The sequence below is a fragment of the Actinomycetospora soli genome (genome assembly GCF_021026295.1).
GTDB lineage: Bacteria > Actinomycetota > Actinomycetes > Mycobacteriales > Pseudonocardiaceae > Actinomycetospora > Actinomycetospora soli.
In genome coordinates this window covers 185,362-197,720 of sequence record NZ_JAJNDA010000004.1, presented here as the reverse complement: position 1 = coordinate 197,720, position 12,359 = coordinate 185,362, and the positions used below count along the sequence as shown (strand labels likewise).

Below are 12,359 nucleotides of genomic sequence, written 5' to 3'. Positions count from 1 at the left end.
TTACCCTGGGGTCGTGGACGACTCGACCGCGACCCAGCTCAAGGACCTCGCCGCCAGCCTCGACTCGGTGGAGGCGGCGATGGACCTCGACGGTCTGCGGCGGCAGGTCGCCGAGCTCGAGACGCAGGTCGCCGCCCCGGACCTCTGGGACGACGTCGAGACCGCGCAGAAGCTGACCAGCGAGTTCACCCACAAGCAGGCCGACCTGCGCAGGGCCGAGTCGTTGCGCTCGCGCCTCGACGACCTCTCCACGCTCTACGAGATGGCCGACGAGGAGTCCGGCGCCGACGCCGCCGAGCTCGCCGCCGAGGCCGACACCGAGCGGGCCTCCCTGCAGACCGACATCTCGGCCTTCGAGGTGCGCACGCTGCTGAGCGGCGAGTACGACGAGCGCGACGCGCTGGTCACCGTCCGCGCCGAGGCGGGCGGCGTGGACGCCGCGGACTTCGCCGAGATGCTCATGCGGATGTACCTGCGCTGGGCGGAGCGCCACGGCTACCCCACCGAGGTCTACGACACCTCCTACTCGGAGGAGGCGGGGATCAAGTCCGCCACCTTCAAGGTCACCGCGCCCTACGCCTACGGCACGCTCTCCGTGGAGCAGGGCACGCACCGCCTCGTGCGCATCTCGCCGTTCGACAACCAGGGCCGGCGCCAGACGAGCTTCGCGGGCGTCGAGGTCGCCCCGGTCGTCGAGTCCACCGACCACGTCGAGATCGACGAGAAGGACCTGCGGGTCGACGTCTACCGCTCGTCGGGTCCCGGCGGGCAGGGCGTCAACACCACCGACTCCGCGGTCCGCCTGACCCACATGCCCACCGGCATCGTCGTGAGCTGCCAGAACGAGCGCTCGCAGCTGCAGAACAAGGCGACGGCGATGACGGTGCTCGCGGCCAAGCTGCTCGAGCGTCGGCGCGCCGAGGAGCGGGCGCTGCTCGACTCGCTCAAGGACTCCGGCTCGTCGTGGGGCAACCAGATGCGCTCCTACGTGCTGCACCCGTACCAGATGGTCAAGGACCTGCGGACCAACCAGGAGACCTCGCAGACCTCGCAGGTGCTCGACGGGTTCATCGACGACTTCCTCGACGCCGGGATCCGCTGGCGCAAGCAGACCGAGGCCGCTGCGTAGCGCTCCGGCGCGGGCGTTCGCCCGTCCGGGAAGATCGACACCGCCCGCGTAGCATCGCGCCCCGTGCTCCGGCTCGAGAACGTCTCGAAGATCTACCCGACGTCCGCGCGGCCGGCGCTCGACGACGTGTCCGTGGACGTCGAGGCGGGGGAGTTCGTCTTCCTGATCGGGCCGTCGGGCTCCGGGAAGTCGACGCTGCTGCGCCTGCTGCTGCGCGAGGAGACCCCCACCCGGGGCAGCGTCTACGTCGCGAACTGGAACGTCGCGCGGCTGCCGAACCGCAAGGTGCCCAAGCTGCGCCAGCGGATGGGCTGTGTGTTCCAGGACTTCCGGCTGCTGCCCACCCGCAGCGTCGCCGACAACGTCGCGTTCGCGCTCGAGGTGACCGGCAAGTCCGAGCACACCATCCGCACCGTGGTGCCGGAGATGCTCGAGCTGGTGAACCTCACCGGCAAGGCCGACCGGATGCCCGCCGAGCTCTCCGGCGGCGAGGCGCAGCGCGTCGCGATCGCGCGGGCCCTGGCCAACCGGCCGCTCGTGCTGCTCGCCGATGAGCCCACCGGCAACCTCGACCCCGAGACCAGCGACGACATCATGCTGCTGCTCGACCGGATCAATCGCGCCGGGACGACGGTCGTGATGGCGACCCACGACCGGCAGATCGTCGACGCGATGCGCCGCCGGGTGGTGGAGCTGCACCTCGGCCGGCTGGCCCGCGACGACGCGCGCGGGGTGTACGGGGCGCGCCGGTGAACGGGCTGGGTTTCGTCTGGCGGGAGGCGGTCGCCGGGCTCCGGCGCAACGTGACGATGAGCGTCGCGATGATGCTCACGACGGCCATCTCGCTGGGCATGCTCGGCGCGGGCCTGCTCGCGGTGCGCACCATCGACCGCACCCAGGACCTCTACTACTCCCAGCTCGCCGTCCAGGTCGCGCTCGACGAGCCCACGAGCGCCGGCGACCCCGACTGCGGCAGCCCGGTCTGCCGCGGGCTGCGCGACCAGCTGCAGGCCGACCCGCTGGTCGCGGGGGTCACCTACGAGTCCCGCGACGCCGCGTTCCAGCGCTTCCTGCGCATCTACGCGGGCCAGTCGATCCTGCAGCTCGTGCGGCCGCAGTCGCTGCCGGCGACCCTGCGTGTGACGTTGAAGGACCCGACCCGCGGCGACGCGATCGTGCAGGAGTTCTCGACCCGACCCGGCGTCCGGAACGTGGTGGACCAGCGTCGCCTCGTCGAGGACCTGTTCACGTTCCTCGGAAGCGTCCGCAACGCCGCCTTCGGCCTCGCGTCGGTCCAGGCGCTCGCGGCCCTGCTGCTGATCTCCAACACCATCCAGGTCTCCGCGTTCACCCGCCGCACGGAGGTGGGGATCATGCGGCTGGTCGGCGCCACCCGGTGGTACACGCAGGTGCCGTTCCTCATCGAGGCGGTGATCACCGGCGTGGTCGGGGCGATCCTCGCGACCGGCGGGCTCGTGCTCGGCAAGCTCTTCTTCATCGACCGGCTGCTGTCCGGGCGGCTCATCTCGAACGCGATCCCCGCCGTCGGAATGAGCGACGTGCTGCTCTTCGTTGCACCCTTGCTGATCGTGATCGGCGCCGTCATCGCGGCGGCGACCGGGTATGTCACGCTGCGGCTGTACGTCCGCAGCTAGACCCTGCTCGATACTGGGAGGCACCCTCGTGGCCAAGACGGCCGTCCCCACGGACTCGGGCCGCTCCAAGGAGAAGGCGCAGAAGAAGGCCAGCTCCAACCGGCCCGAGGAGCGACGCAAGGTCGTCGCCACCAACCGCAAGGCCCGGCACGACTACTCGGTGATCGACGTCTACGAGGCCGGCATCGCCCTGCAGGGCACCGAGGTGAAGAGCCTGCGCGCCGGGCGGGTCTCGCTCGCCGACGCCTTCGCCACCGTCACCGACGGCGAGGTGTGGCTGCGCGGGCTGCACATCCAGGAGTACGACTACGGCTCCTGGACCAACCACGAGCCGCGCCGGCACCGCAAGCTGCTGCTGCACCGCGGCGAGATCGAGCGCCTGATCGGGAAGACCCGCGAGGGCGGCATGACCCTCGTGCCGCTGTCGGTCTACTTCTCCGGCGGGCTGTGCAAGGTCGAGCTCGCGCTGGTCAAGGGCAAGGCGGCGCACGACAAGCGCCAGGCGATGGCCGAGCGCGACGCCAAGCGCGAGGCGGAGCGGATCGTCGGTCGTCGGATCAAGGGGTGGTGACCCCGGCGCTCGAGGCGCCGCTGGCCTCGGACGAGGACGTCGCCGGCTGGGTCCGGTCCCTCGGGCTCGGTCCCGACGGCCGGTCGGGGCTGGTCGACGTGCACGTCCACTTCCTGCCCGACCGGATGCTGCAGAAGGTCTGGGCCTACTTCGACGACGCCGTGGCGCACTACGGCTACGACTGGCCGATCCACTACCGCCTGCCCGAGGACGAGCGCCTGGCCCGGCTGCGCTCGTTCGGCGTCGAGGCGTTCGCCCCGCTGGCCTACCCGCACAAGCCCGACATGGCGGCGTGGCTGTGCGGCTGGGCGCTCGAGTGGGCGGCCGAGGTCCCCGAGGCGGTGCCGACGGCCACCCTGTTCCCCGAGGAGTCGGTGACGACCTACCTCGGTGACGCGGTCGAGCGCGGGGCCCGGCTGGTGAAGGCACACGTGCAGGTCGGCGGCTACGACCCGCGCGACGACCTGCTCGACCCGGCCTGGGGCCTGCTCGCGGAGGCGGGCATCCCGGTGATCGCGCACTGCGGCGACGGGCCCATCCCGGGCCGGCACACCGGCATCGAGATCATCGGCGAGGTGATGGACCGGCACCCGCGCCTGCCGCTGGTGCTCGCCCACGCGGGCCTGCCCGACTACGAGGCCGCGCTCGCCCTCGTCGAGCGCCACCCGGCGGTCCGGCTGGACACCACGATGGTCGGCACGCCGTTCACCGAGGCCTTCGCGCCGCTGCCGCGGGACTGGGCCGCGCGGCTCGCCGACCTCTCCGGGGCGGGACGCGTGGTGCTCGGCACCGACTTCCCGAACATCCCGTACGGCTACTGGCGCCAGCTGGAGGCGATCCGCGGCTGGGCCGCCGCCGACGACCGGCTCGGCGAGGGCTTCCTCCGGAGCGTGCTGTACGACGCACCGGCCGCGTTGCTGCGCCACGGATGATCGCGGGCCCGGCGGGCGTTATGATGGGCAGTCCCTCCGGGAACCGGGGGGAGAAGGGGGTGACTGGTTTCGACTCCGAGCGGTTGATCAGGGGAAGCGTGCCGAGGAAGGCGACGATGATCTCGATAACCACCCGTCGCAAAGAAATAAGCGCCGAGAACAGTACTCAGCGCGAGTTCCAGCTCGCTGCCTAAGTAGCGAGGTTGGACTCTGTCGGCCCGGGTTCGTTCCCGACCCGGTCGCCGGCATCAGCTAGGGGACTCCACCTCCGGGCCCGGTCGCGGGGCCCGGTGGGACATCGAACAGCGACTGGGGTCGTCACACCGGTGTGTCTGCGCATCCGGTGGACCCGAGCAGAGACGTAGCAGACTGCGCACGGAGAAGTCCTGACAGGTGTTCGGAGGACCCGGGTTCGATTCCCGGCACCTCCACCCCCACGACGAGGCCGGAGAGCGGATCGCTCTCCGGCCTTCGTCATGCGGTGGGCGCGACGTCCCGCCGCGTCCGGTCCGACACCGAGATCCATGTCGCGTGCCGGAGTCGGTGAACGGTGTCGACCACCACCCGCCCGGGGAGATACGGTCACCCGGCCGAGGTAGCTGGTTGGCACCAGTGCTGCACGCCGTGAGGCAGGGGGAGCGTCGTGACCGCCGACGACACGGTCGAGACGACCGGTTCGACCCGAGACGGTGACCGCGACCCCCATGTCGACACGGAGGGTGTCCGTCCCGACACCGAGGGCGCCGACGGCACCGACACCCCCACCGAGGTCCTCGTCGGTGGCGCCGCCGACGCGGCGGTGCGCGGGGTCGACGAGGTCCTCGGCCGCGAGGTCCGGCTCGTCACCCTGCCGCCCGCCACGGGCGACGCCCTGTCCGACCGCATCGAGCAGGTCCGCCACCTCGCCCGCCTCCACCACCCGCACCTGCTCGAGGTCTACGACGTCGACGGCCTCGCCCCGGACACCGAGAGCACCCTGGTGCTGGAGAGCGTCGCCGGCGAGCCGCTGCCGGTGGTGCTGCGCGAGGGCCCGCTGCCGGCCGCCGACCTGGCCCGCATGGGCGCTCAGCTCGCGTCCGCCCTCGCCCACGCGCACGCCCACCACGTGGAGCACGGCGCGATCGGTCCGGCCAGCATCCTGGTGAACCGGGCGGGCGCGGAGGCCTGGCTCGTCGGGCTCACCGCCTCCCTGTCCGGACCGCTGCCGGTCGTGTCCGAGACGTCCGACGCGCCCGCGCGGCGCGCCGCGGACGTCCGGGCCCTGGCGCGGACCCTCGCCGACGTCGTGGGCCTCGCCCCGGACGGCGACGGCGACGCCGAGCGCCTGCTCGCCCTCCTGCGCGACGCCGACACCGACCTGCCGCCGTCGGCCGCGGCCCTCTCCGAACGGCTCGTCCGGCTCGGCCGGGACGACACCCCCGTCACCGACGAGACCGCCGCCGCCCGCCTCGTGCCGGTGGTCGCCTCGTGGTCGGAGAGCCCGGTGACGCCGGGTGACACCGGACCGACCGTCGGCGCCGCCGTCGCCGTGGGACCGGCCGTGCGGGCCCACGGCCTGTCGGGCGTGACCCCGTTCGCCGTCGTGCCCGGCCCCGGCCGCCGCGCCCGGCGCGCCGGTGTCCTCGCCGCCGCCACCGCGACCCTGGCGCTCGCGTCGGGTCTGGTGATCTGGGCGGGGGAGTCGCAGGTGGTGCGCCAGATCCCGCAGGCCGAGGTCGGTCCGAGCCTCGCGATCCCCGCGGCGGTGCCCGGCTTCCCGGCGTTCGGCCCCGCACTCCCGGCCTCCGACGACGGCGGGTCGGGGTCGTCGGAGGCCTCGGACGACGACGCGGGGCCGTGGACCCGCGCCGCCGAGACCTCCACGCGCACGCCCGACGAGGCGCCCGCCCCGGAGGAGACGACGACGCCCGGGACGACGACACCGGCCGAACCCGTGCCGTCGAGCGACCCGACCCGTCCGACCGACCCGACCGACCCGACCGACCCGGACGGGCCGCCGAGCACCACGCCGAGCACCACGCCGCCGACGCGGCCCACGACGACGACGCCCACGGTGCCGCCGACCTCCTCGACGACCGTGCCGGGCACGACGATGCCCGGTACGCCGAGCACGGGGCCCGGGAGCACCACCACGGCGCCCGGCTCCACCACGTCGGCGCCGGGCACGCCGACGGGCCCGGGCACCGGTCCCACGCCGCCCGTCGGCGGGACCCCGCCGGTCGCCCCGACGACCACGACGACGGTCACCCCGGTGCCCGCGCAGGCGAACGCGCTGCTGGCCTTCGGCACGTTCTGACCCGCGCCCTCGTCCCGGGACCGGCCCGACCCGCCGTCGGGAACGGCCCGGCGTAGCGTCGGCGGGCGTCGATCGGAGGGGCGGACCACCGCCGGAGAGGACGTCGATGTCCGTCGCGGCCGAGCGGCGAGCCGCGCTGCCCTGGGAGGTCTGGGCGCTGCTGGCGGGCAGCTTCCTCGTGGCGGCCGGGTACGGCATCGTGGCGCCGGCCCTGCCGGTGTTCGCGCAGAGCTTCGGGGTCGGGGTGACCGCCGCGGCGGCGGTGGTCAGTGCCCTGCCCGTCCTGCGGCTGCTGTTCGCCCCCGTCTCGGGGCGGCTCGTGGCCCGGGTCGGCGAGCGTGCGATGTACCTGACCGGCCTGCTCGTCGTCGCCGCCTCGACCGGCGCGTGCGCGCTCGCCACCAGCTACGTGCAGCTGCTCGTCTACCGCGGCCTCGGGGGCATCGGGTCGACGATGTTCACCGTCTCGGCCTTCTCGTTGATCTTCCGGCTCGCCCCCGAGGGTCGGCGAGGCCAGGTCAGCGGGCTGTTCACCGGCTCGTTCCTGCTCGGCGGCATCAGCGGGCCCGTGCTCGGCGGCGGTCTCGTCGCGGTCGACATCCGGGCCCCGTTCCTCGTCTACGCGGGAGCGCTGGTGGTGGCCACGGTCGTCGTCGGGGGTCTGCTCGCCCGGTCCAGCGGGTTGCGGCGGCGCCCGGAGGACCCGTCGGTGCCGCCGCTGACCCTGGTCGGCGCGCTGCGGTCCCCGACCTACCGGGCGGCCCTCGCCTCCGGGCTCGCCACCGGGTGGGCCGTGCAGGGCGTCCGGGTGGGGCTCGTGCCGCTGTTCGTCGCCGTCGCGCTCGTGCGGGAGCCGGTGTGGGCCGGGGTCGCGCTGACGGTCTTCGCCGTCGGGGACGGCGCCATGCTCCTGGCGACGAGCGGGCTTTCCGACCGCCGGGGACGGCGACCCGTGGTGATCGCGGGGCTCGCGCTGGTCGCGCTGGGCACGGCGGCGCTCGGGATCCTGCCCGACCTCGGGGTGCTGCTCGTCGCCTCGCTCGTGGCGGGCGCGGGTGCGGGGCTCCTCCAGCCCGCGCAGGGCGCGGCCGTGGCCGACCTGGTCGGTTCCCGGCGCTCCGGAGGACCGGCCCTGTCCGGGTTCCAGATGGCCACCGACATCGGCACGATCGTCGGGCCGATCGCCGCCGGCGCCCTCGCCGAGCGGTTCGGGTTCGGCGTCGCGTTCGGCGTCTCCGGCGCGGTGGCCGTCCTCGCCCTGGTCGTGTGGCTGCCGACCCGCACCGGTTCGTCGGTGGAGGAGGAGGGCACCCGCCCGGCGTGAGCATCGGACCGAAGAGCGTGCCGGACGGGGTCGTCGGGATCTACGGCGAGACGATCGACGCGGCCCTCGACGGCGTGCCCGACGACGCGCCGCTGTGGTGCTTCGGCGACCAGCTCGGCCCGGCGGTGTACGGGCTGCCGCAGCACGCGCAGCGCGAGGTCGTGCTCGTGGAGTCCGAGGCGGTGCTGCGTCGCCGCCGCTACCACCGCCAGAAGCTGCACCTGCTGCTCTCCGGGATGCGCCACCTCGACGACCACCTCGGCGACCGCTCCACCTACCACCGGACCCGGACCTACCGGGAGGCGCTCGAGCAGGTCGACCGACCCGTCGTCGTGCACGAGCCGACGTCCTGGGCGGCCGCGGAGTTCGTGGACGCCCTGCACGCCGAGGGCCTCGTCGCGGCGGTGCTGCCGACCACGACGTTCGCGCGCTCGAGGGCGGAGTTCGCCGCGTGGGCCGGCGAGGACCGCTCCTTCACGATGGAGAACTTTTACCGCAACCAGCGGCGACGCTTCGACGTGCTCATGGAGGGCGCGGACGCGCCGGTCGGCGGGAAGTGGAACCTCGACCACGAGAACCGGGAGGAGCCCCCGAAGGGCACGACGCTCGGCGTCAAGGAGCCGTGGTGGCCCACCGAGGACGACATCGACGAGCGCGTGCGCCACGACCTCGACGACCTCGACCTGCCGACGGTCGGCGCCGACGGCCCGCGCCTGTTCGCGGTCACCCCGACCGAGGCCCGGCACGCCCTGAAGCGCTTCGTCGACCACCGGCTCGACCCGTTCGGCCCGTACGAGGACGCCGTGATGGCCGGCGACTGGACCATGGCGCACTCGCTGCTCTCGGTCCCGCTCAACCTCGGGGTGCTGCACCCCCTCGACGCCGTCCACGCGGCCGAGGAGGCCTACCAGTCCGGCGACGCCCGGCTGAACTCCGTCGAGGGCTTCGTCCGGCAGATCCTCGGCTGGCGCGAGTACATCTGGCACCTGTTCTGGCACTTCGGCCGGGACTACCACCGCAGCAACGAGCTGGGGGCCCGGGCGGAGCTCCCGGACTGGTGGACCGGGCTGGACGGCGACGCGGTGACCGCCGCCTGCCTCGGGCACACGCTCGACGAGGTGCGCGACCGGGGCTGGACCCACCACATCCCGCGCCTGATGATCCTCGGCAACTTCGCCCTGCAGCGGGGCTACCGGCCGAGCGACCTGGCCGAGTGGTTCACCACCTCGTTCGTCGACGGCTTCGCCTGGGTGATGCCGCCCAACGTCGTGGGGATGAGCCAGCACGCCGACGGCGGGCGGCTCGCGACGAAGCCGTACGCCTCCGGCGGGGCCTACCTCAACCGGATGACCGACCACTGCGGCGGCTGCGCCTTCGACCCGAAGGTGCGGGTCGGCGAGAAGGCGTGTCCCTTCACGGCGGGCTACTGGCAGTTCGTGCACCGGCACCAGGACCTGCTGCGCGCCAACCAGCGCACCGCGCGGGCCGTCGCGACGATGGACCGGCTCAAGGACCTGGACGCGCTGCTGGAGCAGGAGAAGGGCCGTACGGCGTTCTGATCGACGCTGGCTACGGTTGACCCATGGCCAAGCAGCGCGCACGGGGGCGCGGAAGTGCCCCGACGGTCGGTCGGTCCCGGACCCCCACGATCATCGCCGTCGTCACCCTCCTGGTCCTGGTCGGGGTGATCGCCGTCGCGGTGATCTCCGCGCAGGCCAACCGGGACGCCGCCCTCCCGGTGAACCAGCCGGTGACGCCGGTGAACGCGAGCTACCGGACGACCGTGCAGGACGGGGTGATCGTCGCCGGGACCGGGCGCACGACGATCGACGTCTACGAGGACGCGCTCTGCCCGGCGTGCAAGCAGTTCGAGTCGGTGTACGGCGAGCGGATCACGGACGCGCTGAACACCGGGCGCATCACCGTGCGCTACCACATGGTCAACCTGCTCGAGCAGAGCTCGAACCCGCCCGGCTACTCCACGCTCGGCGGCAACGCGCTGATCTGCGCCGCGCAGAACGGGGCCTTCCCGACGCTGCACAAGACCCTCTACGACCGCCAGCCCTCCGAGGGCGGTGCCGGGTACACCGTGGACGACCTCGTCACCCTCGGGAGGAACTCCGGGGCCGGCGGCGACTACGAGTCCTGCGTCCGCAACGGCACCTACAGCGCGGCGGTGGCGCAGAACTACCAGCAGGCCTCGACGAACCCCGCGCTGCAGCAGACCTCCGGCGGCAGCACCGGCTTCGGCACGCCGACCGTGGTGGTCGACGGCCGGCTCGTGCAGCCGAACGACCCGCAGTTCGCCGCGGCCCTGGGCTGATCCGGCTGATCACCCACCCCCCTGACGGCGGGCGTTCACCCGCCGTGTAGCGTTCCGTCGCGTTGGGGCTGTGGCGCAGCTGGTAGCGCATCACACTGGCAGTGTGAGGGTCAGGGGTTCGAGTCCCCTCAGCTCCACCCACGGACACGAAGGCCCGTCGACCACCTGGTCGGCGGGCCTTCGTCGTGTCCCGGGGCGCCCTCGCGGTGTCCCCGGACACCGTCGCCCCGGTGTCGTACGACAGGGCGTCGGAGATACTGTCTCCCGGTGAGCCACCGGGCTCCCCGGCGGTTACGATCGCCGGGTCGAGGACGACGCACCCGAGCGCCGTCGATCAGGAGGCAGTTGCCGTGGGTAGGAGGCAGACGTGACGGCCGTCGCACCCAAGCCGATCGCGACCACGCCGTACCCGGCGCGGGAGACCAAGCGCGGTTCGTTCATCGGCCGGATGCTCAAGACGACGGATCCCAAGGACATCGGGATCCTCTACATGATCACGTCCTTCGCGTTCTTCCTCATCGGCGGGCTGATGGCCCTGCTGATGCGGGCCGAGCTCGCGCAGCCGGGTCTGCAGATCCTGTCGGTCGAGCAGTACAACCAGCTGTTCACCATGCACGGCACGATCATGCTGCTGCTGTACGCGACGCCGATCCTCTTCGGCTTCGCCAACTACATCGTGCCGCTGCAGATCGGTGCGCCCGACGTGGCGTTCCCGCGGCTCAACTCGTTCTCGTACTGGCTGTTCCTCTTCGGCGGCACGATGGTCGTCTCCGGGTTCTTCACCCCCGGCGGCGCCGCCAGCTTCGGCTGGTTCGCGTACTCGCCGCTGTCGGACTCGCTGTACACCCCGGGCTACGGCGCCGACCTGTGGATCGTCGGCCTCGCCGTCTCCGGTCTGGGCACCATCCTCGGTGGCGTCAACTTCGTGACGACGATCGTCTGCATGCGCGCCCCGGGCATGACCATGTTCCGGATGCCGATCTTCACGTGGAACATCCTCGTGACGGTCGTGCTCGTGCTGCTGGCCTTCCCGATCCTCACCGCGGCGCTGTTCGGCCTGCTGGCGGACCGGCACCTCGGCGCCCACCTCTTCGACCCGGCCAACGGCGGGGTCATCCTGTGGCAGCACCTCTTCTGGTTCTTCGGGCACCCCGAGGTCTACATCGTCGCGCTGCCCTTCTTCGGCATCGTCTCGGAGATCTTCCCGGTCTTCAGCCGCAAGCCGATCTTCGGCTACAAGACGCTGATCTACGCGACGCTGTCGATCGCGGCCCTGTCGGTCGCGGTGTGGGCGCACCACATGTACGCGACCGGTGCCGTGCTGCTGCCGTTCTTCTCCTTCACCACGTTCCTGATCGCCGTGCCGACCGGCATCAAGTTCTTCAACTGGATCGGCACGATGTGGAAGGGGCAGCTCACCTTCGAGACGCCGATGCTGTTCTCCATCGGCTTCCTGGTGACCTTCCTCTTCGGCGGTCTCACCGGCGTCCTGCTCGCGTCGCCGCCGCTGGACTTCCACGTCTCGGACTCGTACTTCGTCGTGGCGCACTTCCACTATGTGCTGTTCGGCACGATCGTGTTCGCCACCTACGCCGGCATCTACTTCTGGTTCCCGAAGATGACCGGCCGGATGATGAACGAGCGCCTGGGCAAGTTCCACTTCTGGGCCACGTTCATCGGCTTCCACACGACGTTCCTCGTGCAGCACTGGCTGGGCAACGAGGGCATGCCGCGGCGCTACGCGGACTACCTGCCCTCGGACGGCTTCACCACGCTGAACACGATCTCGACCGTGGGCGCGTTCATCCTCGGTGCCTCGACGCTGCCGTTCATCTGGAACGTCTTCGCGAGCTACCGCTACGGCCGCCCGGTCGACGTCGACGACCCCTGGGGTCACGGCAACTCGCTCGAGTGGGCCACCTCGTGCCCGCCGCCGCGGCACAACTTCACCGAGCTGCCCCGCATCCGGTCGGAGCGCCCGGCGTTCGAGCTGCACTACCCGCACCTCACGGAGCGGATCCGGCTCGAGGCGCACATCGGTGGCGGTCACGCCAGCATCGGTGAGGCGGCCACGGGCAAGGTCGGTCAGGAGAACCTCCCCGGCAGCGACCCCCGGAACAAGTGAGCCG

10 protein-coding genes, 1 tRNA gene and 1 other RNA gene are annotated in these 12,359 nt (G+C 72.2%); all 12 read left to right on the top strand.

The window, feature by feature from the left end:
• Nucleotides 1–13: 13 nt before the first annotated feature.
• The 12 genes from prfB to ctaD all read left to right on the top strand — a co-directional run bounded on the left by prfB (nucleotide 14) and on the right by ctaD (nucleotide 12,355).
• The gene (prfB, locus tag LN037_RS07955) at nucleotides 14–1,129 is read left to right on the top strand and encodes a peptide chain release factor 2 (protein ID WP_230751400.1); all 1,116 of its coding nucleotides are present in this window, start codon (nucleotides 14–16) and stop codon (nucleotides 1,127–1,129) included.
• Between the two features lie 63 nt (nucleotides 1,130–1,192).
• The gene (ftsE, locus tag LN037_RS07950) at nucleotides 1,193–1,882 is read left to right on the top strand and encodes a cell division ATP-binding protein FtsE (protein ID WP_230751399.1); all 690 of its coding nucleotides are present in this window, start codon (nucleotides 1,193–1,195) and stop codon (nucleotides 1,880–1,882) included.
• Nucleotides 1,879–2,784, top strand: coding sequence for a permease-like cell division protein FtsX (ftsX, locus tag LN037_RS07945; protein ID WP_308286123.1), 906 nt, complete (start codon nucleotides 1,879–1,881; stop codon nucleotides 2,782–2,784). Before ftsE ends, ftsX begins: the two co-directional genes overlap by 4 nt.
• Nucleotides 2,785–2,944: 160 nt before the next feature.
• Nucleotides 2,945–3,355, top strand: a complete 411-nt coding sequence (smpB, locus tag LN037_RS07940; protein ID WP_230751608.1) for an SsrA-binding protein SmpB — start codon at nucleotides 2,945–2,947, stop codon at nucleotides 3,353–3,355.
• Nucleotides 3,352–4,287 carry an amidohydrolase family protein gene (locus LN037_RS07935; protein ID WP_230751398.1) on the top strand — a complete coding sequence of 312 codons (936 nt, stop codon included), beginning with the start codon at nucleotides 3,352–3,354 and terminating at the stop codon, nucleotides 4,285–4,287. Before smpB ends, LN037_RS07935 begins: the two co-directional genes overlap by 4 nt.
• 55 nt (nucleotides 4,288–4,342) lie before the next feature.
• Nucleotides 4,343–4,721, top strand: a transfer-messenger RNA (tmRNA) gene (ssrA, locus tag LN037_RS07930).
• Between the two features lie 209 nt (nucleotides 4,722–4,930).
• Nucleotides 4,931–6,583, top strand: a complete 1,653-nt coding sequence (locus tag LN037_RS07925; RefSeq protein ID WP_230751397.1) for a protein kinase family protein — start codon at nucleotides 4,931–4,933, stop codon at nucleotides 6,581–6,583.
• Nucleotides 6,584–6,689: 106 nt separating this feature from the next.
• Nucleotides 6,690–7,907, top strand: a complete 1,218-nt coding sequence (locus LN037_RS07920; protein WP_230751396.1) for an MFS transporter — start codon at nucleotides 6,690–6,692, stop codon at nucleotides 7,905–7,907.
• Nucleotides 7,904–9,466 (top strand): cryptochrome/photolyase family protein, encoded by a 1,563-nt coding sequence (locus LN037_RS07915; RefSeq protein ID WP_230751395.1) that lies wholly within the window; start codon nucleotides 7,904–7,906, stop codon nucleotides 9,464–9,466. Before LN037_RS07920 ends, LN037_RS07915 begins: the two co-directional genes overlap by 4 nt.
• A 23-nt stretch (nucleotides 9,467–9,489) precedes the next feature.
• A complete protein-coding gene (locus tag LN037_RS07910) occupies nucleotides 9,490–10,230 on the top strand; it encodes a DsbA family protein (protein ID WP_230751394.1) in 741 nt (246 codons plus the stop codon).
• A 64-nt stretch (nucleotides 10,231–10,294) separates the two neighbouring features.
• Nucleotides 10,295–10,367 (top strand) — tRNA-Ala (locus tag LN037_RS07905).
• Nucleotides 10,368–10,597: 230 nt separating this feature from the next.
• Nucleotides 10,598–12,355, top strand: a complete 1,758-nt coding sequence (gene ctaD / locus LN037_RS07900; RefSeq protein WP_230751393.1) for an aa3-type cytochrome oxidase subunit I — start codon at nucleotides 10,598–10,600, stop codon at nucleotides 12,353–12,355.
• Nucleotides 12,356–12,359: the final 4 nt, after the last annotated feature.

Bases quoted from the DNA above. Each gene is read 5' to 3' on its own strand.
- LN037_RS07920 (WP_230751396.1), top strand. From the start codon at position 6,690: ATGTCCGTCGCGGCCGAGCGGCGAGCCGCGCTGCCCTGGGAGGTCTGG.
- LN037_RS07910 (WP_230751394.1), top strand. From the start codon at position 9,490: ATGGCCAAGCAGCGCGCACGGGGGCGCGGAAGTGCCCCGACGGTCGGT.